At 38.9% G+C, this 20675-nt stretch carries 17 protein-coding genes; 6 read left to right on the top strand and 11 right to left on the bottom strand.

The annotated features are described in order from the left end of the window. Positions 1 to 55: 55 nt before the first annotated feature. A complete protein-coding gene (locus tag P8I29_01290; GenBank protein ID MDG1916429.1) occupies positions 56 to 2443 on the top strand; it encodes a S46 family peptidase in 2388 nt (795 codons plus the stop codon). A 151-nt stretch (positions 2444 to 2594) separates the two neighbouring features. Here the strand turns inward: P8I29_01290 and P8I29_01285 are convergent, their stop codons facing one another. Further along, positions 2595 to 3074: a hypothetical protein gene (locus P8I29_01285; GenBank protein MDG1916428.1), complete on the bottom strand. Its 480-nt coding sequence runs from the start codon at positions 3072 to 3074 to the stop codon at positions 2595 to 2597. Between the two features lie 101 nt (positions 3075 to 3175). On the opposite strand from P8I29_01285, the gene P8I29_01280 reads away from it, so the two are divergent. Continuing rightward, positions 3176 to 3565: a hypothetical protein gene (locus P8I29_01280; GenBank protein MDG1916427.1), complete on the top strand. Its 390-nt coding sequence runs from the start codon at positions 3176 to 3178 to the stop codon at positions 3563 to 3565. A gap of 92 nt (positions 3566 to 3657) precedes the next feature. Further along, entirely contained in the window at positions 3658 to 3876 is a 219-nt protein-coding gene (locus tag P8I29_01275; GenBank protein MDG1916426.1) for a hypothetical protein, read from the top strand. Between the two features lie 39 nt (positions 3877 to 3915). Here P8I29_01275 and P8I29_01270 read toward each other — a convergent pair whose 3' ends face one another. From P8I29_01270 to P8I29_01260, 3 genes are read right to left on the bottom strand one after another with little or no spacing between them, the layout of a single operon-like run. Next, positions 3916 to 5805, bottom strand: a complete 1890-nt coding sequence (locus P8I29_01270) for an amidophosphoribosyltransferase (protein ID MDG1916425.1) — start codon at positions 5803 to 5805, stop codon at positions 3916 to 3918. 37 nt (positions 5806 to 5842) lie between these two features. Beyond that, positions 5843 to 6883 (bottom strand): amidohydrolase family protein, encoded by a 1041-nt coding sequence (locus P8I29_01265; protein MDG1916424.1) that lies wholly within the window; start codon positions 6881 to 6883, stop codon positions 5843 to 5845. Between the two features lie 9 nt (positions 6884 to 6892). Then, positions 6893 to 7420 carry a 3-hydroxyanthranilate 3,4-dioxygenase gene (locus P8I29_01260; protein ID MDG1916423.1) on the bottom strand — a complete coding sequence of 176 codons (528 nt, stop codon included), beginning with the start codon at positions 7418 to 7420 and terminating at the stop codon, positions 6893 to 6895. A gap of 55 nt (positions 7421 to 7475) precedes the next feature. Between P8I29_01260 and P8I29_01255 the strand changes: the two genes are divergently transcribed. The 3 genes from P8I29_01255 (at position 7476) to P8I29_01245 (ending at position 10248) form a co-directional block, all read left to right on the top strand. Continuing rightward, the gene (locus P8I29_01255; GenBank protein ID MDG1916422.1) at positions 7476 to 8258 is read left to right on the top strand and encodes an SDR family oxidoreductase; all 783 of its coding nucleotides are present in this window, start codon (positions 7476 to 7478) and stop codon (positions 8256 to 8258) included. Between the two features lie 10 nt (positions 8259 to 8268). Beyond that, positions 8269 to 9708 carry an aldehyde dehydrogenase gene (locus P8I29_01250; GenBank protein MDG1916421.1) on the top strand — a complete coding sequence of 480 codons (1440 nt, stop codon included), beginning with the start codon at positions 8269 to 8271 and terminating at the stop codon, positions 9706 to 9708. A 126-nt stretch (positions 9709 to 9834) separates the two neighbouring features. Then, complete coding sequence (locus P8I29_01245) at positions 9835 to 10248, top strand: CBS domain-containing protein (protein ID MDG1916420.1); 414 nt, start codon at positions 9835 to 9837, stop codon at positions 10246 to 10248. Positions 10249 to 10288: 40 nt separating this feature from the next. Here the strand turns inward: P8I29_01245 and P8I29_01240 are convergent, their stop codons facing one another. The 7 genes from P8I29_01240 to P8I29_01210 all read right to left on the bottom strand — a co-directional run bounded on the left by P8I29_01240 (position 10289) and on the right by P8I29_01210 (position 20667). Continuing rightward, the gene (locus P8I29_01240; protein MDG1916419.1) at positions 10289 to 10540 is read right to left on the bottom strand and encodes a hypothetical protein; all 252 of its coding nucleotides are present in this window, start codon (positions 10538 to 10540) and stop codon (positions 10289 to 10291) included. An 80-nt stretch (positions 10541 to 10620) separates the two neighbouring features. Beyond that, on the bottom strand, positions 10621 to 13494 hold the full coding sequence (locus tag P8I29_01235; GenBank protein MDG1916418.1) for a GH92 family glycosyl hydrolase: 2874 nt from the start codon (positions 13492 to 13494) through the stop codon (positions 10621 to 10623). Between the two features lie 4 nt (positions 13495 to 13498). Beyond that, complete coding sequence (locus P8I29_01230; protein MDG1916417.1) at positions 13499 to 14404, bottom strand: ROK family protein; 906 nt, start codon at positions 14402 to 14404, stop codon at positions 13499 to 13501. Positions 14405 to 14414: 10 nt separating this feature from the next. Then, positions 14415 to 16571 (bottom strand): family 20 glycosylhydrolase, encoded by a 2157-nt coding sequence (locus tag P8I29_01225; protein MDG1916416.1) that lies wholly within the window; start codon positions 16569 to 16571, stop codon positions 14415 to 14417. Further along, positions 16571 to 17554 (bottom strand): N(4)-(beta-N-acetylglucosaminyl)-L-asparaginase, encoded by a 984-nt coding sequence (locus tag P8I29_01220; protein ID MDG1916415.1) that lies wholly within the window; start codon positions 17552 to 17554, stop codon positions 16571 to 16573. The genes P8I29_01225 and P8I29_01220 overlap by 1 nt, the downstream gene beginning before the upstream one ends. Next, entirely contained in the window at positions 17544 to 19985 is a 2442-nt protein-coding gene (locus tag P8I29_01215; GenBank protein MDG1916414.1) for a glycoside hydrolase family 2 TIM barrel-domain containing protein, read from the bottom strand. Before P8I29_01215 ends, P8I29_01220 begins: the two co-directional genes overlap by 11 nt. After that, the gene (locus tag P8I29_01210) at positions 19978 to 20667 is read right to left on the bottom strand and encodes a copper homeostasis protein CutC (protein ID MDG1916413.1); all 690 of its coding nucleotides are present in this window, start codon (positions 20665 to 20667) and stop codon (positions 19978 to 19980) included. Before P8I29_01210 ends, P8I29_01215 begins: the two co-directional genes overlap by 8 nt. Positions 20668 to 20675: the final 8 nt, after the last annotated feature.

The following is a 20675-nucleotide window of genomic DNA, read 5'->3' as shown; positions in this document are numbered from 1 at the left end:
GAAAGTCTTTTTTTCTTTATTTGCATCAAACCCAATATCTCTAAATAAAACAATTATGTTCAAAAAACTATTTACCATTACAATGGCACTTTGCTTCGGTTTGCTTTCTGTCAAAGCAGACGAAGGTATGTGGTTGCCATTATTACTTTCTGACAACGAAGCCGATATGCAAGCCTTAGGCTTAACACTTACGGCTCAAGACATTTACGATATTAATAATTCTTCTTTAAAAGATGCCGTAGTTTCTTTAGGTGGTTTTTGTACCGCCGAAATGGTTTCTGACCAAGGTCTTTTATTAACCAACCACCACTGTGGGTTTGGACAAATACAATCGCATTCAACTGTGAGCAACGATTATTTGACCGATGGCTTTTGGGCTATGGATAAAAGCGAAGAATTAGAGAACGAAGGCTTATTCGTATCCTTTTTGGTAAAAATGGAAGACGTTACAGAACGAATCAACGCAGCTTTAGATTCTGTTTCTGACGAAGAACGTTCTGGTGTTATCCGCAAACTATCTGCCGAAATAGTGGCAGAAGCTACAGATAGCTCACATTACAACGCTAGAGTAAAATCATTCTTTGGTGGCAACGATTTCTATCTTATGGTATACGAAACGTTTAACGACGTTAGATTGGTAGGCGCACCCCCATCATCTGTAGGAAAATACGGTGGAGATACTGATAACTGGATGTGGCCAAGACACACTGGTGACTTTGCTTTGTTCAGAGTTTACAGTGGACCTGATGGTAAGCCTGCCGAGTATTCGGAAGACAATATTCCTTACACACCTAAGCACCACTTCCCTATTTCTTTGGACGGTGTGCAAGATGGTGACTTCTCAATGATTATGGGTTTCCCTGGTTCTACTGACCGTTACCTATCTTCTTGGGGTGTTCAACAAGCTATTGAGCAATACAACCCAACAGTAGTTAAGATTAGAGATAGAAAACTAGAGGTTATGCGTGCTCATATGGATGCTAAAGAAAAAGTGCGTATCCAATACGCTTCAAAATACGCTAGAACAGCAAACTATTGGAAGTACTACATCGGACAAACTAAAGGTCTAAAGCGCATGAAAGTTTATGACCAAAAGAAAGCCTTAGAAGATCAGTTTACTGCTTGGGTAAATGTTAACGATGAAAGACTAGAAAAATACGGTGAGGCCTTAGATTTATTAGCCGATGCTTATTACGATAATGAGAAAATCAACGAGGTACGTATCTTCTTTAACGAAGCTGTATTCCAAGGTGCCGATGTATTCTATTTTGTATATCAAGTACAAGACGCTATCAAAAATTTACCTGAAGACCCTAAAGCTAGACGTTTGGCTATCAACGAATTGAAAGATCTAGCTCGTGAGCACTTTAAGGATTACAACAAAGATTTGGATCAAGATTTGTTTGCAGAGCTAATGGAATTGTACAACGATAACGTACCTTACAGCAAACAACCAGACGCTTTTGAAAAGGTAAGAAAGCACAACTACACTAAAGGCGATTGGCACAAGTTTGCCGCTTACGTTTACAAAACCTCTCCATTTGTGAGTCAGAGTAAGTTCTTTGCATTCTTGGAAAGACCATCGGTCTACAAAATGGAAAAAGACTATGCCGTGCGTATGTTCAACTCCATTATGGACCATTACATGGACAAAATCAGCTCTAAAAGAAAAGATGTTAGAGCCAACCTTGCTAAAGGTGAGCGTTTATACATCGCAGGTTTGAGAGAGATGTTACCTAACAAGAAATTCTACCCCAACGCTAACTCAACCATGCGTTTGACTTACGGTCAAGTAGGCGATTATACCCCTGGTGATGCTATGCACTACGACTTTGTAACTACTTTCGATGGTCTTATGGATAAAATGGACAACTCAGACGATGAGTTTATGGTACCTGAGCGATTGGAAGAATTATACCAAGCTAAAGACTATGGCAGATATGCCGATGAAAACGGTGAGCTTATCATTAACTTCATCAGTGGCAACGACATTACGGGTGGTAACTCTGGTAGTCCGGTGCTGAATGCTTACGGTGAGCTTATAGGTACAGCTTTCGATGGCAACTGGGAAGCTATGAGTGGAGATATCGCTTTTGAAAACGATATTCAGCGCACTATATCGGTAGATGCTCGATACATACTGTTCATCATAGATAAGTTTGCTGGTGCATCTCACCTTATTGACGAGATGACTATTGCGCCGAACAGACCTCGACCATTGACTGCTGAGGAACAAGCCGCTAAAGATGCCGAGGACGCTATGAACGACCCGCTAACCATAGTAAATAAACTATCAACCATTAACTATTTAGGGCAAGATATCCCTGTGATAGTGATGCACTCATTCGGTTCAGCATTTGATTTGGCAGTAGCTCAATTTGGTAGCGACTCCAATACCTTATTCTACTGGAGAGGAACAGTTTATACCACAGAGAAAAGATAATTTACTTCCTCTAATACTTGTTAAAACCCTCGCCAAAATTGGCGGGGGTTTTTTATGTTCTGGATACATTTCACCAGACACACCCCTTGATTAGCTATGCTAATCTTACCCCCTCTCAAGAGGGGAGGATTGTGAAACCATCAGGGGTGTGTCAAATCCTAAATTTAATACGAGGCGAAAACACCATAAAATGCTGCCACCTTTGGGTTCTATAATGACTTGCCTTCCAAACAATATAATTGTCAATATGAGCCATGCCTATATTGAAACCCACTGACACTTTCTTTCCATAAAAAACGCCCACATAAGAAATAAAGCCTCCAAATGTGCTATCAATTATTGTAGTCGCACCCATGTCAAGATGAAAATTATAGTCTAACAAAATGGAATGAGAAATGTATGGGCCGAATTCAATTTCTTTTTCTGAATTTTCAGTTTGTAACACTGGAAACATCAAGTTTCCCATATTGGCACCCACATTCAAGTAATTGCCTTTTTGGTTTTTGTATTTTATGCCAATTGAAGGTAGCCCCACCCCTTGTTTAATTTCAAAAAATAGCTTTCTGGGTTTTTTGTCTTCTTGTGCCAATAATAGGCTTGGCAGTAGCAATAATAGAAGTAGTCTTTTCATTGCTTTAGTTTATTTAAGTTAATAATTAAACAAACTTGCTTTATAAGTATAACAAATATAATGTTTTTGTGTTATATGTCGCTTTTCTGTACTTTAGACCAATGAAACTTATAACCATAGATGACTTTATAGATGTCTATTCTAAAAGTAAACAAAGAGGAATAGATTATCTGATTTCTAAATTGACATTCAGTCAAATATCAAGAACTAAAAGTGCCTTCAATCAAAGCAAAATAATTCACTCCAATTGGTGGATTGTCCCTTTAGTCAGAAAGCGGTGGAACAAGCTTATAAGTGGCGATGAAAACAAAACTTACGAGGAGTATATGATGACTGAACTCCTTCATAAAGAAAAAAATCTGAAACTTTTATCCATCGGTAGCGGCGTATGCAGTCACGAATTAGCTCTAGCTGAATACCCTCAATTCAAAGAGATAGTATGTGTTGATTTAGCTCAAAATCGATTAAATGAAGCCAAATCAAAGCTATAAATGATGCATTGAAAATTATCCCTAAAAAATTTAAACCCCGTTTTAAAACTGGGCAACTGAAAAATAATTTTTACGGCTCTGGAATTATACGTATGATACTCGCCGACCCCTCAGAATGTATCGATTCAGCTAGTATTATTCCTAGCTTACACAAGGACTTTAATCCTATTGTTGAAAAAGGCTTTGGTGGGAATATTTTAATGAATGTTTTAAAGGATTTATCACACCATTTTGTAGATACAAATGAAGAAAAAATAGAAATACTAAATGCCTTGTTTGAATTTGAAGACGATTACTTAAAATCGAATTAATCCGACTTTGTTTTCGGAATATATCAGAAGAAATAGACTTTAATAAGCCCTTTCGTTTCTTCCCTCTACGTAATTAATAAAAGATTTATTGACGACCCTATTACCTCCTGCAGTAGGGTAATTTCCGGTAAAGTACCAATCGCCTTGGTGGTTAGGGCAAGAAGCGTGTAAGTCGCCAATCTTCTGATAAATAATATTGACCTTAGCGTTAAGGTTGTCTGGTGTCAATAATTCGGCTATCTTCTTAGAAATCTGAACTGCTGTAAAAGGAGAATAAATGGCTTGTACGTGATTTTCGACTTGTTCCTCATTCTCACTACTCTTCAAACATTTTTGGTAAACCTCATCAATAATGTGCTCTTGCCCACTTTCTTTGAGTAAAGTAATGGCGGCTTGAAAAGCGATGAAGTCGCCCAACTTAGCCATATCGATACCATAACAATCGGGATAACGTATTTGTGGTGCTGAAGATACAATGATGATTTGCTTAGGATTAAGCCTATCCAAAATGCGCAAAATACTTTGCTTGAGTGTCGTTCCTCTAACGATACTATCGTCTATCATTACTAGATTGTCATTAGCTTTAACAGTACCATAGGTAATGTCGTAAACGTGAGCGACCAAATCGTCTCTACTATCGTCTTGAGTAATGAAGGTTCTGAGCTTAGCATCTTTTATAGCAATCTTTTCGGCACGTATGCTGGTAGACATTATGCTTTTTATCTCTTCCTGATTGGGGTTTTCTAAAGCAAGTATAGCTTTGGTTTTCTCAATATTCAAAGCCTCATTCATCCCTTTCATCATACCATAAAAAGAAACTTCTGCCGTATTGGGGATAAAAGAAAACACCGTATTTTCTAAATCGTGGTTTATGGTTTTGAGAATAGTAGGACACAAACGCTTACCTAAATTCATACGCTCTTGGTAAATGTCTTTATCGTTACCTCTTGAAAAGTAAATACGCTCAAAAGAACAAGCCTTACGCTCCAATTGTGGTTTGACAGAAGCCATTGAATAACTGCCGTCTTTTTTAACAACAAGGGCGTGGCCTCGCTCAATTTCTTTTATGCTGTCTGCTGGTACATTAAAAGCGGTTTGTATTACTGGTCGCTCAGAAGTAGCCACTATAATTTCGTCATCGGCATAATAATAGGCTGGTCGAATTCCTGCCGGATCTCTGAGAACGAAAGCATCACCATGACCAAACATGCCACACATCACATAACCGCCATCCCAATATTTAGCTGAGTTGGTCAGTACCTCTTGAACGTCTAGTTCCTCGGCAATAACCTTAGAAATTTCTTTCTTGCTATACTCCTCTCGCTTATCGTAATAAATTCTGTCGTTTTCTTCATCTAAAAAATGACCTATCTTTTCTAAGATGGTCACGGTGTCGGCTTTTTCCTTAGGGTGCTGTCCTATCTCTACCAACTGATTGAAGAGTTCGTCTACATTGGTCATATTAAAATTACCTGCCAAGACCAAAGAGCGTGTTCTCCAATTGCTTTGACGTAAAAAAGGATGGCATTGCTCTATGCTATTACCACCATAAGTACCGTAGCGCAAATGCCCTAAAAGTAACTCGCCAGTAAAGGCTACATTTTCTTGCAACCATTTAACGTCATTCAACTTTTCTGGGTGCGTGTTGGCTAAATCTACAAATCTACTGTTGACGTATTCAAATAAATCTTGAATGGGTTTGTTGGCATTGGAACGGTGTCGGCTGATATAGCGACTACCTAAAGGAACGTCTAAATTTATAGTGGCTAGTCCTGCACCATCTTGTCCTCTGTTGTGCTGCTTTTCCATAAGCAAACACATTTTATTAATTCCGTAAAGGGGAGTGCCATACTTTTCAGCGTAATACTCAAGAGGTTTTCTTAACCTTAAAAAAGCTATTCCGCATTCGTGCTTGATGGCATCACTCATAGAGGTATATATTTGAAGGGCAAATGTAAGTCATTTCTTACAAAAAATCAGATTTTTTCATCCCCAACCAATCGAGCACATTTTTGTGCCAAATATCTTTTCCTTCCTGCTCACTTAGTACACCAATCTCTACGGCGTAATCTAGAACTCTTCCAGGGTATGAAGTTCCTACACCTTCCATTTCTCCTAATGGATAGGGGTCGTCTAAGCCCATCATAATTTGACTTGCTCCCACCCGTTTTTTTAGTAAATCGAGAGTGTAAGAATCGTGTACCAAAGTATCGAAAAATAAGTTTTTGTGTCCCAATGTTTTTCTAGGGTCTTCTAACTCTTCGAAGATATCCGGGCGGCCATCAAAACCTTGTATTCTTCTACCATAATTGGCGATACCTAACATACCACCATGAGCAAAACTTGTTCGTATATTGGGGTATTTATTGGGCAAATCTCGCAGAGTAAAAAGGTGCAAGGTGTCCGCACATTGCGCCATCATCCAAACTAAATGAAATCTCCAATACTGATTTTTTAAAGCAATCATTTTCTCACCATCGTAAGGGTGAATTTGAAGAGCTAAGCCGTATTTGTTAGCTAATTCGAATATAGGGTCAACATCCGATTCAGCAGTAGATAGCCATTCTCCTTGTGCGTTTAAAAAATGAGTAGGCAAACAAAGGACTTTTAAACCAAGTTCATTAACGCAGCGTTCAATCTCTTTGAGGGCATGATCCATATATAGGGGTTGAACCACAAATCCACACGTAAACTTATCGGGGTGTTCGCTCTGAACAGAAGCATTGAAGTCGTTTTGAAAACGAATACCATCAGCACAGTCTTGTTTTTCCCAACCGTTACAATATAGCTGCGACAAACACAACATCACGCTATGGTCAATGTTGTATTGATTCATCCATTCTATTTTGTCCTGTATAAAAAAACTAGGATCGTTTATTGGTCTTGACCAATCGCCTTGCCTCATGAACTTTTTGTTGTCATCAATCCAAAACAGTTTCTTGTCCTTCATAAACTTAGGAATCTGAGAAGGCTCCGGCAAGATATGTCCATGTCCGTTTATTCGCATCGTATAATTTTATAAGTACCTGTCATCTACTTCCATTACCTCGCCTGTGGCTGGGCATGTTCTTAGTTTTTCATTAGTGTAAAAGCGTTTAAACACAGGTAAAAAATCTTTCTCAATATTAGTCAAATGAAAGTATTCCTCGTACAGAAGTTCATTAGCAGTATCAGAAAACCACATTAAACCGTCTTTGTCATTTTCGCCCCTTTTTCTTTCAATAACTAAACCTACAGAACCTTCCGACCTAATAGGAGAGTGTGGAATTTTGCTTGGCAAAAGAAACATTTCTCCCTCTTTAATAGGGATTTCAACCGCCTTTCCTTCATGCTGAATTTTAACGATAATATCTCCTTCGATTTGATAAAATAACTCTTCTGTTTCGTTGTAATGATAATCTTTTCTGGCGTTTGGGCCTCCAACTACCATAACAATAAAATCTCCGGCTTCTACGTATAAATTTTTGTTCCCAACGGGTGGCTTAAGCAAATCTCTATTATCTGCTATCCACTGATGTAAGTTAAAAGGTGCTTTGAATGACATAAGTAATCGTTTTGTTTGTTCAGCAAGTTACACAAATTTGGCTATTTTTGGGGCTATGGATTTAGACTTATTAGGAAAAAACGCCCTTGTTTGTGGTAGCACTCAAGGAATCGGAAAAGCTACTGCTCAGGCACTTGCTAAAATGGGCGCTACTGTATTTCTTTTGGCTAGAAATGAAGAAAAACTCCAAAAAGTAAAGAGCGAACTAGATGCAAGTAAAGGTCAAAAACACGATTATTTATGCGCTGATTTTTCTGACGTGAATAGCGTAAGAGATGTGGCTCTAGAGCTAGAAAATAAAGACATACATATACTCATAAATAATACGGGTGGACCAGCTGGTGGACCTATCACCTCAGCCCAAAGCGATGATTTTGAAAAAGCATTTAAAATGCATGTGGTTTGTAACCAAATCTTATCTCAAGCTGTAGTAGAAAGTATGAAGAAAGCTTGTTTTGGCAGAATCGTAAATGTTATTTCTACATCTGTAAAAGTCCCCATTAACGGCTTGGGCGTTTCTAATACCATTAGAGGTGCTGTTGCCAGTTGGGCCAAAACAATGGCCAACGAATTGGGGCAATATGGCGTTACAGTCAATAATGTTTTGCCCGGTTTTACCAATACCAACCGACTCAAAACGCTGATTGGCAAAAAAGCACAAAACCAAAAGGTGAGCGAAGAAGAAATAGCCAACACGATGTTGTCTTCCATTCCTGCATCTCGCTTTGGTGAGGCCGATGAAGTGGCAAATGCTATTGCCTTTTTATGTTCTCCTGCTGCTGCCTACATCAACGGAATTAACGTCCCTGTAGATGGCGGACGTACTGGCACACTATAAAATTACTACTATGAAAAAAATACTCAACTACATTGATGGTCAGCTACAAGAGGCTCTATCCAAACAATTCATTGAAAATGAAAGCCCTGTAAATGGCCAGGTTTTTTCCCATATAGCTGATAGCGACAAGGAAGATGTTGAGTTAGCAGTTGAAGCTGCCAAAAGAGCCTTTCCGTATTGGAGTGGGTTAAGCAAACAAGAACGCCACGACCATATGATGCATTTAGCTGACGGAATTCAAGCTCGTTTTGATGAGATGGTAGCGGCTGAAAGTCAAGATAATGGTAAACCAGAATGGTTAGCCAAACAAGTGGACATCCCTCGTGCATCAGAAAATTTACGTTTTTATGCTACCGCATCCTTGCATTTTGCCTCGCAAATGCACGATATGGATGGCAAAGCCATAAACTATACTGCTCGTGAACCTATCGGAGTGGTAGGCTGTATATCCCCTTGGAATTTGCCTATCTATTTGTTTACTTGGAAAATAGCCCCTGCCCTAGCAGCAGGTAATACCGTTGTTGCAAAACCTTCAGAGGTAACCCCATATACCGCTTATCTACTTGGTGAAATTTGTCAAGAAGTAGGCTTCCCAAAAGGTGTGCTCAACATTGTTCATGGTTATGGCCATAAGGTTGGTGCGGCTATAAGTAGTCATCCCGATACACCCGTCATTTCATTCACAGGCGGAACAGTAACTGGCGCTAAGATTGCCGAGGTAGCAGCACCTATGTTTAAAAAGCTATCCCTAGAATTAGGTGGCAAAAACCCCAACATCGTCTTTGCGGATGCTAATTTTGAAGACGCTTTAGATATGGCCGTAAAAGCCTCTTTTAGAAATCAAGGGCAAATCTGTTTGTGTGGCTCTAGGCTATTTGTTGAGGAAAATATTTACGAAAAATTCAAAGCCGCTTTTGTAGAAAAAACCAAACAGCTGAAAGTGGGTAACCCTAAAGAAAATAACGACCTCGGTGCGGTAGTCTCCAAAGAACATATGCACAAAATTCTTGAGAAAATAGAACTCGCCAAAGAGGAAGGCGGTCAAATTTTATGTGGCGGTGAGCGTGTGATTTTAGATGGGGAATTAAGTCAAGGCTATTATATTGCTCCTACAATTATTGAGGGGTTAGACCATCTGTGTCGCACCAATCAAGAAGAAATATTTGGGCCTGTGGTAAGCATTATGCCTTTCAAAGATGAGGATCATGTAGTTGAGATGGCCAATAGTACACGTTACGGTTTAGCCGCTAGTATATTCACTCAAGACATTAGCAAAGGTCATAGAGTAGCCGCTAAGGTTAGCTCGGGCATAGTGTGGATAAATACGTGGATGATGCGTGACTTACGCATCCCATTTGGTGGTATGAAAGACTCAGGCGTAGGACGTGAGGGAGGCTTCAAATCCTTAGAGTTTTTTACTGAACCAAAAAATGTCTGTCTGAAACTATAAGATGATTTAAATCATATTCGTTTATCTCTGTGATTTCTTAACTTAGTTGCAGATACGCACCCCCTTAGCCTATCCATTTCATTTATGATTAACGCATTTATTAACTCATATTTAAAATTGAAAACAATGAAAAAAAGAACACCCATTTCAAAGATTATGTCTAACGACATCATTACTGTAAACAAAACTCAATCCATTCAAGAAGTAAGCAACATCATTAAAGATAGAAAAATCCGCCATGTACCTGTAGTGTCTGGGGAGAAAGTGATTGGTATGCTTAGTAAAGTAGATTTACAAAAAATCTCTTTCGTTAATACAGTAGATGGAGATGAGCTCACAACAGCCCTATATGATGGATTAAATATAGAGCAAGTCATGACTAAAAACGTTAAAGTGGTTCAAAAAAACGATACCATTTACGATGTGGCTACCATCCTATCCCAAAATGAATTTCATTCTCTACCTGTTTTAGAAGAAGATAAATTAGTAGGTATAGTTACCACTACTGACCTCATCAAATATTTAGTTGAACAGTACTAAAAGAATGCATAAGATAAGGGCTGTTTAGTTTAAACAGTCCTTATTTTAAATATGGATCTACGTATTTAATGTCTTTTTGACTTAATACCCACATACTATCATCAGAATTTCCAGAAGTTCTAAAGTGCAATTGCATGCCTTCATTAGTTTCTTCAATATCCAAAATAGTTCCTACCTGTCTTAGGTTGTTTCTTAATAATAATTCGACTTGGTTGCCTACTAATTCTTTCCAAAGTCGCTTCCCGTATGAGTTCTTTTGATACAGGGCATCGAGTTCATCTTTCCAATACATTTTTATAATTTTTTACATTACAAAAGTGTTTCAATAGTGTTACTAGAATGTTGAACCAAGATTAATAAATGGTTAAATAACTACTTGATGATAAGTTCATCGGCAAATAGCCAAGTGACACCTCCTGCTCCTAAATGCCAATCTGGACATACCCCATAATTGTTGGCCTTGACCTTTACATATCGAGCGGATACATTTACTTGAGTAGCAAAATCTTGATGAAAAGAACCGTATTCTTCATCCGAAAAAGTGTTGTTTATTATTCCAATAGAACGAAAATCTTGACCATCTTCAGAAACGAGAAACTCCACTTGAGGAGGGTAAAAAATCCAAGATTTAATATCTTGTAAAAAACCAATAGCCAAGTAATCAATAGGCTTGATCGTTCCCAAATCTACCGTAGCTTCCAAATTTTCTCTATACCCTTGCCAACTACCTGTTCTATAACTGCCCGTTCCTCGCAAATAATCGATTAAGGTCTTATCTCCTGCCGCAGCATACTGATTGGCGTATTCGCTTTGTATGCTTATACTTCTGCTACCATCAATTTTATAAAAAGGTGCCGACACCTCTTGACTTTCACCATTAGAAGAAAAGGCTTTTGACTTAATCAGAGCGTCTTTAAATAAAACAATAGGCGAACTGTATATAGGTGACTCCAAAGTAGGCTGACTGCCATCCAACGTATAACGAATAATGGCTTCTTGGGCTGTGCCTAATTCAACCACAAGACTATCCGTAAAGGTCTGACTCTCTGCCATAAAGAATGGCACAGGTGTTAAAGGGGTGTTGGTAATGGATGAGGGCGGAATACTTTGGCTACCCCAGTCGCTAGGCTCATCACCCATCAAGAAAATCAACTCACCACCAGTCATAATATCACTGTGTTGAATATAACTCATAGCATAATTCTGTCCGTTTAAAGTGGCCGACTGTATGTATTTATTTCTAGGACTAAGTTTATCGGCTCTCACTACAAAGGTTTGACCGTTTTCTAATTTAATTTGAGCTTGATCAAACATGGGTGTGCCTATTGTATAGTAATCTAATCCGGGCGTAACGCTATAAAAACCCATAGCACTCAACACATACCAAGACGACATCTGTCCACAATCTTCATTGCCTGAAAGTCCATCGGGATAGACGCTGTATTGCTCTTCCATAATCTGGCGCACTCTTTCTTGTGTTTTATGAGGCTTGCCTACATAATTGTACAAATAAGCCATGTGATGACTCGGCTCGTTGCCATGGGCATATTGTCCAATAAGTCCTGTTATATCTACTTGTTCTCGTCCTGAGGTTTGACTGTCGGCAGTAAATAAACTATCTAGGTGTTTTTCTAAATTTTGTGGTCCTCCCATCAGCTCAATATGCCCTTGAATATCTTGGGGTGAAAAAGTGGAATATTGCCAAGCATTAGCTTCGGTATAATTGAAATTTACCTCATCGGCTAAAAAAGGACCAAACCAATTGTTATTGACTTTAGCTCTTAAAAAACCTGTTGAAGGGTCGTATAAATTTTTATAATATTGACCTCTTTGATAAAAGTCATTAGCAACATCCGTTCTACCTAAAGAGTCTGCCATCATAGCAATACACCAATCGTCATAAGCATATTCAAGCGTTTTTGAAACAGATTCAGGTTCATCACTTGCAGCGATAAAGCCTTTGTTTTTATAAAATTCTAAGCCATCAGTATCCAAATTAGCGCTGTATATCATAGCATCCATAGCTCTTTCTACATCATAATCTCGAATGCCTTTAGCATAAGCATCGGCAATAACAGGTATAGCGTGATAGCCTATCATACAATTGGTGTAATTGGCTGCTAATTCCCAAATAGGTAATTTCCCCCCCTGCTGATATTGTCTTAAAAAAGTACGGATGAATTCATTCGTTTTCTCTTGTTCTATAAGTGTGAATAATGGGTGGGTAGCTCTAAAGGTGTCCCAAAGTGAAAAAATAGTGTAATGATTATCGGTAGAGTCTTGATGAATGTTCATATCCATGCCTCTATATCTTCCATCCACATCAATGTAAATATTAGGGTTCAGTAAAGAATGGTACAAGGCGGTATAAAAGACCGTTTTGTGATCTTCATCTCTTCCATGCACTTGTATTTTAGAAAGGTTGCTTTCCCATGCATTCTGTACAGTGTGCTTGGTTTTATCAAAATCCCAATGGGGTATTTCTTGCTCTACATTCTGTTGAGCCCCTAATATATCTACTGCCGAAATGCCCACTTTTACTAGTAGTGGATTGTCTAATTTGCCAAACTTCAAGCCTACAACTAAACTATCCGAACGGTATGTAACGTCTTGAATAGGTGAAGAAAATTGAGCGTAAAAATGAATGCGCTGATCGGTCGCCCATTCGTGCGAATAACGATACCCTTTAAACGTGACACTATCAACTTGTTCAAGGTAGACGTCTGTTAGCTTATCTCTATGGTCTAAGTCCAACACCACTTGTGCCTCGTCATCATTAGGAAAAGTATATCGATGAAAACCTGCTCTTGGGCTAACGGTTAGCTCAACCTCAACTCCGTAATCCTCCAAATGGACCTGATAAAAACCTGCTTGGGCAATCTCTTTGTCATGAGAAAAAGAGGAATTATACCCTTGACTTCCATCTGCGCCATTTGTAAGTAAAAGTTCTCCTGTAGTTGGCATCAATAGCACATCGGCATAATCTGAAATACCTGTACCGCTAAGATGGGTATGCGAAAAGCCGTAAATAACACTATCCGAATAATGATATCCGCCACATCCGTCCCAACCTTCTAGTCTTGAGTCAGGGCTTAACTGAACCATTCCAAATGGAGAGGCTGCTCCAGGATAAGTATGCCCATGCCCTCCTGTTCCAATAAAAGGGTTTACATAATCTATAAATCGTTTTTCTGTAGGCTGACAAGCTACAAATAGGACAAGGGTTAAAAAGTAAATTTTTTTCATCTTTTTAGTTGATTTCTTTCCACACTAAAGCACTAGCTCCCAAGATAGCAGCGTCAGCACCATCTAGTGAAGAGGGTAAAATTTGGACTTTGTTTTTATATATACTCAATAAATTATCTTCCATGTATTGTTTAGTAGGCTTGAACAAAATATCTCCTGCTTGAGCTAATCCACCAAAAAGATAGATTACTCTAGGACTAGTTATAGCCACAGCATTAGCTAATGCCATTCCAAGCTTTCTAGCCGTAAAATCAAAAGCCTCTAATGCCCATTGTTCTCCATTATTAGCCGCCTCAAATACTTGAGATGAACTGTACTCTTTAGACGTTAATTCTTGAGCGGTTCTGCTAATTGCCGTAGCAGAAGCATAGGTTTCCAAACAACCTTTGCGCCCACAACCACAGTTTCGTCCACCTTCCTCAACAATCACATGACCTAACTCACCTGCAAAAGCATCGTGTCCATATACTACTTGACCGTTAGTAACAATTCCACTTCCTAAACCTGTACCAAGAGTAACCATAATGAAGTTATTGACTCCTTTTGCACTTCCATAAACCATTTCTCCAATGGCCGTAGCGTTAGCGTCATTGGTGACAATAACAGGCATATCAAAATAGTCGTGGAAATAATCTTTAAGAGGTACGAAGTTAGGCCAATCCAAATTGGGGGCAAATTCTACAGTCCCTTTATAGTAATTGCCATTGGGCGCACCAATACCAATACCTATAGCTTCGTTTTCTGCCAAATTTTCTAGCAACTGTTTTGACACTTGCTTAACCAATTCTTGAGGGTCTTTATAATCTGTCGTTTTAATGCTTCCTCTCCATAGAAAATCACCGTTAGACTCCACCCAACCAAATACAGTGTTTGTTCCCCCAATATCTATTCCTGCGCTTACTTTTTTCATTATTGCGAATTTATCGAATCATTATTTCATCTACAAATAACCAGGCTTGTGAACCTGCTGCTGGATGCCAATCGGGCAAGATTCCAAAGTTTTCTGCTACAAGACGAATATATCTCGTTCTTGCCGAACACAATAGACTGTATTGGTGCCTAAACTGCCCCTCTTTTTGTGGCGAAATGGTATTTTGGAAACTTACTAATTTTTCAAAATTTATACCATCATCTGAAGAATAAATTCGGATACTTTTTGGCATTAAAATCCACGATAGGTTGTATTGAAAACAACCTACATCGATGGTATTAATAGTTTGTTCTTCTTCTAAATCTATTAGTACATCCAAAGACTCACCATAAAAACCTTGCCAACGCCCATCTCTGAATTTAGTATTACTACCTACTAGACCGTCGGTCAGAGTAAGCTCTTCTTTGGCTGGATAATTGGGGCTAAAAGGAACGGCATAACTCACCTTCTTACCATTAGCTATATGCTTGTTTACAGACTGTTTATATTCGCCATAAGGCTTTCCATTTTTAAAGCCTCTAGCTTCAACTAAAACACTGTTGGAAACAAAAAAGGATTCTGAATAACTTTTCCAATCCGAATTGTCGAGTCTATATTCTAAAGTTATGTCAGGTGTAGCCGAAAATAAACGGTATTCAAATTGCCCATTTTTGTATTCACAATGAGAGGTAATTGGCACACTTTCGTAACCATAATCTACTCCAAAAGCATCAAGGATATCGTAATGTTTTTGCACTTTTTTATAAAAATTAGGGTAGTCCTTGGGGGCTGTAGTCCATAAGACCTCAGACATAGCCAATAGCCTTGGAAAAACCTTACTGTCGACTAAATCTTGCGGAGCTCTTTCACTCCACATATTACATTCTCCACCTAAAATAAATTGAGCTTCTTCCTCTGATAAAACCGATGGAATTGGTTCAAAAGAATAGACCTTCTGTAAATCAATAGCGTCTAAATCGTAATCAAAATAAGCGTGTGAAGTGGGTGACATAATAGCGTAATGCCCACTTTTTGCGGCTGCTATCCCTCCGTCCATACCTCGCCAAGATTGAACTGTGGCAGATGGTGCTAAGCCGCCTTCCAAAATTTCATCCCAACCAATAATCTGACGACCTTTACTGTTTAAATAACGTTCTATCCTAGTAATGAAATAGCTTTGTAATTGATGAGAATCGTCTAAGCCTTCATTTCTCATTCTTGCTTTACATTTATTGCAATTATCCCACCTATATTTTGGGGCTTCATCACCTCCAATATGGATATACTTAGAGGGGAATAATTCCAAAACCTCATCTAGCACATTTTCCAAAAACATAAAGACAGAATCGTTACCTGCACAATAGATGTCTTTAAAAACACCCCAATCGTTTTCAACCTCAAAAGGTCCGCCTGTACAAGATAGCTGGGGGTATGATGCTAGAGCGGCAAGAGAGTGTCCGGGTAATTCTATTTCTGGCACAACTGTGATGTGCCTTTCCTTAGCATAAGCAACTATTTCTCTAATATCTTCTTTGGTGTAAAAACCACCATAAATGCTTCCATCTTTTTGAGTACGCCAAGCCCCTATTTCAGTTAGTTTAGGGTATTGCTCAATTTCTATTCGCCAACCTTGGTCTTCAGTCAAATGCCAATGCAAAACGTTCATTTTATGCAATGCCAATAAATCAATATAACGCTTGACAAAATCTTTTTCCATAAAGTGCCTTGAGCAATCTAATAACATCCCACGCCAAGAAAAACGAGGATAATCGTGGATGGATAAGGCTGGAATATATGCCGACTTTTTTTGAAGTGGCAAAAGCTGTCTTAATGTTTGTATGCCCCTTATAATTCCTTCTGAAGTAGTGGCAGAAATAGCTATAGTATCTTCACTAATGTCCAATATATATTCTTCATCTGAAAAAGCCCCTTCATAAAGCAAAGCTATAGTCGTTGACTCTCCGTTCAAAGGTTGAGAACTGATACTTTTTAAATAGGGTATTTGCTCGAAAAAAACGGAATCGGCAAATACACCTGTGGACGCATCAAATAAAAATTTTCCTTCTTTTAATTCGAATTGTTGTGGACTTGGCAGAATATTAACTCCTATATTTTCTGGAGGAATACAGGCGCACAAGAACAAAGAAAGTAAAAGTAAATACTTCATTATTTGAGATGAGATGGTGAGTCTATTAGCTCATTTTTTCCGCCCTGATGCAAGGCATAATTAAACTGAGGGTGAACTGCGAAGGCTCCGTGTTCTCCTTTTTTGTTGATGGCTAAATAACCAATTTGCATATCCTTATAATTTTGGTTTTTTACAATTCTAGCAATGGCTTCTTCACAAGCCTCTTGTGGGGATGCTCCTTGTCGCATCAACTCAACCACTAAAAAAGAACCTAAGGTTTTCATTACTGCCTCGCCCATTCCTGTAGCACAGCAACCACCTACTTCGTTGTCTACAAACATCCCTGCTCCTATAATGGGCGAATCGCCCACACGACCGTGCATCTTAAAGGATAGCCCAGAAGTCGTACAAGCTCCCGATATATCTCCATTTTTATCCAAGGCCAATAAGCCGATAGTGTCGTGATTTTCAACATTAACGATGGGTTTGTATTGAGAGTCTTTTTTCCATTCTTCCCATTTTTCTCTGGCTTTATAAGTCAATAAATCTTCTTTGGGAAAGCCCTGTTCAATAGCAAAATCAAAAGCACCTTTTCCTGAAAGCATAACGTGAGGGGTGTCGTCCATCACTTTTCTAGCTACAGAAATAGGGTGTTTGATATGTTCTAAAAAAGATACAGCACCGCAATTTCCGTTATGATCCATTATACAAGCATCTAAAGTAACATACCCATCTCTATCAGGCAATCCACCATAACCAACGCTCATAGATTCCGGATCGGCTTCTGGCACCATTACTCCTTTTTCAACGGCATCGATGACTTTTCCTCCGTTTTGTAAAACTGCCATAGCTGCGTCATTGGCTGGTAAACCGTGATTCCAGGTTGAAATAACCATAGGAAAACCAGATTGTGAATGAGGATTGGTCTTTTTCGATGTTGATGCAGTAAATACTTTTGGTAGTAATAAAGCACCCGTTGCTCCTAGCAAAGTGCCTTTCAGAAAGTGTCTTCTATTTTTCATTGTCTTGTAAATCGTATAGTGACCAAATTAATAATTTATTTTTTTCAGACTCCTTGCCTTTAAAGATAATGCGCTTTTCAGTATGTGGTAAAAGGGTGAAAAAGTTATCTGAAAAATGACCTTGTACATTATGCAAATACAGCTGATGAGCAGCCACGTCCGTACTAAGGGCAAGAGTATCCCCATGCCAAGAGAATTCTATGTTTGGCGACTTAAAATTACACTCCTTTGGCAAGGAGGTGAGTAGTTCTTTTGAGCTTGTTTTATTATCCACTAATCGAGCTATTACGATTTGATGCTCAGAAAAATTAGAAAGGCTTTTCAAGTCAGTTGAGGTATTGGCTTGAATGCTTACTCCTTCACGAGAAGTAGATAACAAAAGTCCGTCTAAATTGTAAATAGAAATTTCTAAAGTGTCGTCAATTTCATAGGCTAATTCAGACATAGCAGACACTTGAAGAAGATTGTTTTTGTCCAAACTCAAGGATAATGCTAATGGGGCAAAGACTTCTTTTACAGCATAATGTAGGGCTTTCCAATTGCCATAATAGTCTATACTGCTCCAAGATGCTACTGGCCAACAATCGTTCAGTTGCCAATACAATGTGCCCATACAATGGGGCTGACTACGGCGGTGAGCCTCAAGTCCAATTCGTATTCCCTCGGCTTGTAAAATTTGACTAGCATAAATTAATTTATCAAAAGAAGATGGCACATTGTATTCTCGTGCCATATATTCCAAAATAAGAGCATTGCCTCGTGGATGTTTTTGATGGGAACGCATTACTTGAGAATCCAGACTCCATTGGCTACTGTCTGCAAACTGTGCTATAGTTGAAAGTGTAGGGAAAGACTGAAAGCCAAATTCGCTCATAAAACGAGGCACTTTTTCTTCTAATATTTCAAACGGTTCAGCATCGTGCCATACACCCCAATAGTGGGCATCGCCTTCAAACTGATGTTGAGGGTCGCCTCTTCCTAACTGGGGTGAACTTTCCCAATAGGGCAAATTGGTATATTCATCAACAACTGAAGGTAAAATGGTATTGAATAAGGCATTGTATCCTTTTTCTATTTCTTCTTTCTGTGTATCATCAAAAACATCTTGCCAACCCCAACGTTGCCAACCCTCCGAATTTTCGTTATTGCCGCACCACAATACAATGGATGCATGATTACGTAAGCGTACAACATTGTCAATCGCTTCTTGTTTTACTGACTGTAAAAAGCTCGTGTCTGAAGGATACATAGCACAAGCAAACATAAAGTCTTGCCACACCAATATGCCCAGAGAATCGCATAGATCATAAAAGATGTCTTCCTCATAAATACCGCCCCCCCATACTCTAAGCATATTCATATTTGCAGTGCATACATCGTTAAGCAAGCTACGGTAGTGACTTTCAGAAACACGATTTTGGAGGTGGTCTTGTGGGATATAGTTGGCCCCTTTCATAAATAGAGCTTTGCCATTGACTTTGAAATAAAATTCCGAGCCTTGATCTTGCTTATCAGTAATTAATTCTACCTCTCTCAAACCAAATTTAGTGGTGTTTTCATCAATCAGATGACTTTCTTTCTTCACCGAGCAGGTAAAGGTATAGCGGTATTGCTCACCATAACCAATGGGCCACCACAGTTGAGGGTTCTTAATATGTATAGGTATGGAGACGGTCTGACTTCCTTGCTTCAAAAGGTGTGTATGATGACTACCATTAATTGACACTACATATTCGCCTGAACAGACAACATCCATTTCTACTTGGGCTTCAACAATAGCTAAGGTGTCGCTTAAAAATACTTGTTCATAAAAAACATCCTTGAGTTTAGCATCTGACCAGGCTTCAAGAGTTACATCTCTCCAAATTCCAGATGGTGTTATTTTTGCGCCCCAATCCCATCCGTAATGAAAACCTGCTTTGCGACTATATACTCTGCTACCACCAGGCAAGTCATAACCCAACGCATTAATTTTTTGGTTTTCTAGCTCACCGACAGGCTGAAAAATTACTTTCAATTGGTTGGCTTTCTCTTGGAGAATACCGTCTGCCATTATAGACCAAGTTCTGAACATATTATCGGCTTGCAAAATCAGTGAATCGTTGAGGTAAATGTCAGCGTAGGTGTCCAAACCCTTAAAGAGCAATTGTTTTTTAGTATGCTGAAATACTGAAGGCAAAACATCAAAGGTCGTTTGATACTCCCAAACTTGATTGGCTATCCATTGTATGGAGTCTTCATTAGAAGCTATAAAAGGGTCAAGAATAAGTCGGTTTGCTAATAAATCTGAAATGTTATTTGACGGTATGCTAACAGCAATTTCATTGCCATGGTGTAACATCTTCCAGTCCGATAGGTGTTGTGTATTTATGTTTTTTTGATCTTGGCAAGACCAAAGAAATAAAGACGCTATTAGGATTAGCCTAATCAAGCCCCTCTAGATTTTCAAGGACTTCTTCTATCTTTTCTACCTTAGTTTGTGTTATTTCTTTATCCTTTTTATTAGTCCCTGACAAATGAAATTCTCTGACACCAATAGGGTAAAATTGTAGCACATTACCAGCGTGTAAACCGCCTCCAGCCATAATAGAGATGCGCCCATCGGCCTTTGTCACTAATTCTTTTATTTGATTAATTCCCTCCGTAGCACTAGTGGCTTGTCCAGAGGTTAAAATACGTTGGCAACCACAAGCTATAATAGATTCCATAGCCGCGTATGGGTCGTTCGTTTTATCGAAAGCTCTATGAAAAGTCACTTGCATAGGATAAGCCGCTTTGACCAGGGCTTTGGTTTGTTTTTCATTAACTGTAGAGTCTGTATTTAAAGATCCTATAACGACCCCATCACAACCAATTTCTTTACAAAACTCAATGTCTTGTATCATTTCTTCCACTTCCAAATCGGTATATATAAAGTCTCCAGCTCGTGGTCTAATAAGAACAAATAAGTCCACTTCAAGGGCTTCTCTTGCCATACATATGGCTGCTGCTGAAGGTGTAGTGCCCTCCAGTTCTAAGTTTGAACATAGCTCAATACGTTGTGCGCCTCCTGCCTGACCGTTTATGGCAGATTGTACAGAGTTTGCACAGCATTCCACTGTTAATTTTGTCATAAGGTAAA

Source organism: Flavobacteriales bacterium, assembly GCA_029248105.1.
Classification (GTDB): domain Bacteria; phylum Bacteroidota; class Bacteroidia; order Flavobacteriales; family UBA7312; genus UBA8444.
This window is presented reverse-complemented; position numbering and strand designations above follow the sequence as displayed.

Bases quoted from the DNA above. Each gene is read 5' to 3' on its own strand.
- P8I29_01290 (MDG1916429.1), top strand. From the start codon at position 56: ATGTTCAAAAAACTATTTACCATTACAATGGCACTTTGCTTCGGTTTG.
- P8I29_01285 (MDG1916428.1), bottom strand. From the start codon at position 3,074: ATGAAAAGACTACTTCTATTATTGCTACTGCCAAGCCTATTATTGGCA.
- P8I29_01280 (MDG1916427.1), top strand. From the start codon at position 3,176: ATGAAACTTATAACCATAGATGACTTTATAGATGTCTATTCTAAAAGT.
- P8I29_01275 (MDG1916426.1), top strand. From the start codon at position 3,658: ATGATACTCGCCGACCCCTCAGAATGTATCGATTCAGCTAGTATTATT.
- P8I29_01270 (MDG1916425.1), bottom strand. From the start codon at position 5,805: ATGAGTGATGCCATCAAGCACGAATGCGGAATAGCTTTTTTAAGGTTA.
- P8I29_01265 (MDG1916424.1), bottom strand. From the start codon at position 6,883: ATGCGAATAAACGGACATGGACATATCTTGCCGGAGCCTTCTCAGATT.
- P8I29_01260 (MDG1916423.1), bottom strand. From the start codon at position 7,420: ATGTCATTCAAAGCACCTTTTAACTTACATCAGTGGATAGCAGATAAT.
- P8I29_01255 (MDG1916422.1), top strand. From the start codon at position 7,476: ATGGATTTAGACTTATTAGGAAAAAACGCCCTTGTTTGTGGTAGCACT.
- P8I29_01250 (MDG1916421.1), top strand. From the start codon at position 8,269: ATGAAAAAAATACTCAACTACATTGATGGTCAGCTACAAGAGGCTCTA.
- P8I29_01245 (MDG1916420.1), top strand. From the start codon at position 9,835: ATGAAAAAAAGAACACCCATTTCAAAGATTATGTCTAACGACATCATT.
- P8I29_01240 (MDG1916419.1), bottom strand. From the start codon at position 10,540: ATGTATTGGAAAGATGAACTCGATGCCCTGTATCAAAAGAACTCATAC.
- P8I29_01235 (MDG1916418.1), bottom strand. From the start codon at position 13,494: ATGAAAAAAATTTACTTTTTAACCCTTGTCCTATTTGTAGCTTGTCAG.
- P8I29_01230 (MDG1916417.1), bottom strand. From the start codon at position 14,404: ATGAAAAAAGTAAGCGCAGGAATAGATATTGGGGGAACAAACACTGTA.
- P8I29_01225 (MDG1916416.1), bottom strand. From the start codon at position 16,571: ATGAAGTATTTACTTTTACTTTCTTTGTTCTTGTGCGCCTGTATTCCT.
- P8I29_01220 (MDG1916415.1), bottom strand. From the start codon at position 17,554: ATGAAAAATAGAAGACACTTTCTGAAAGGCACTTTGCTAGGAGCAACG.
- P8I29_01210 (MDG1916413.1), bottom strand. From the start codon at position 20,667: ATGACAAAATTAACAGTGGAATGCTGTGCAAACTCTGTACAATCTGCC.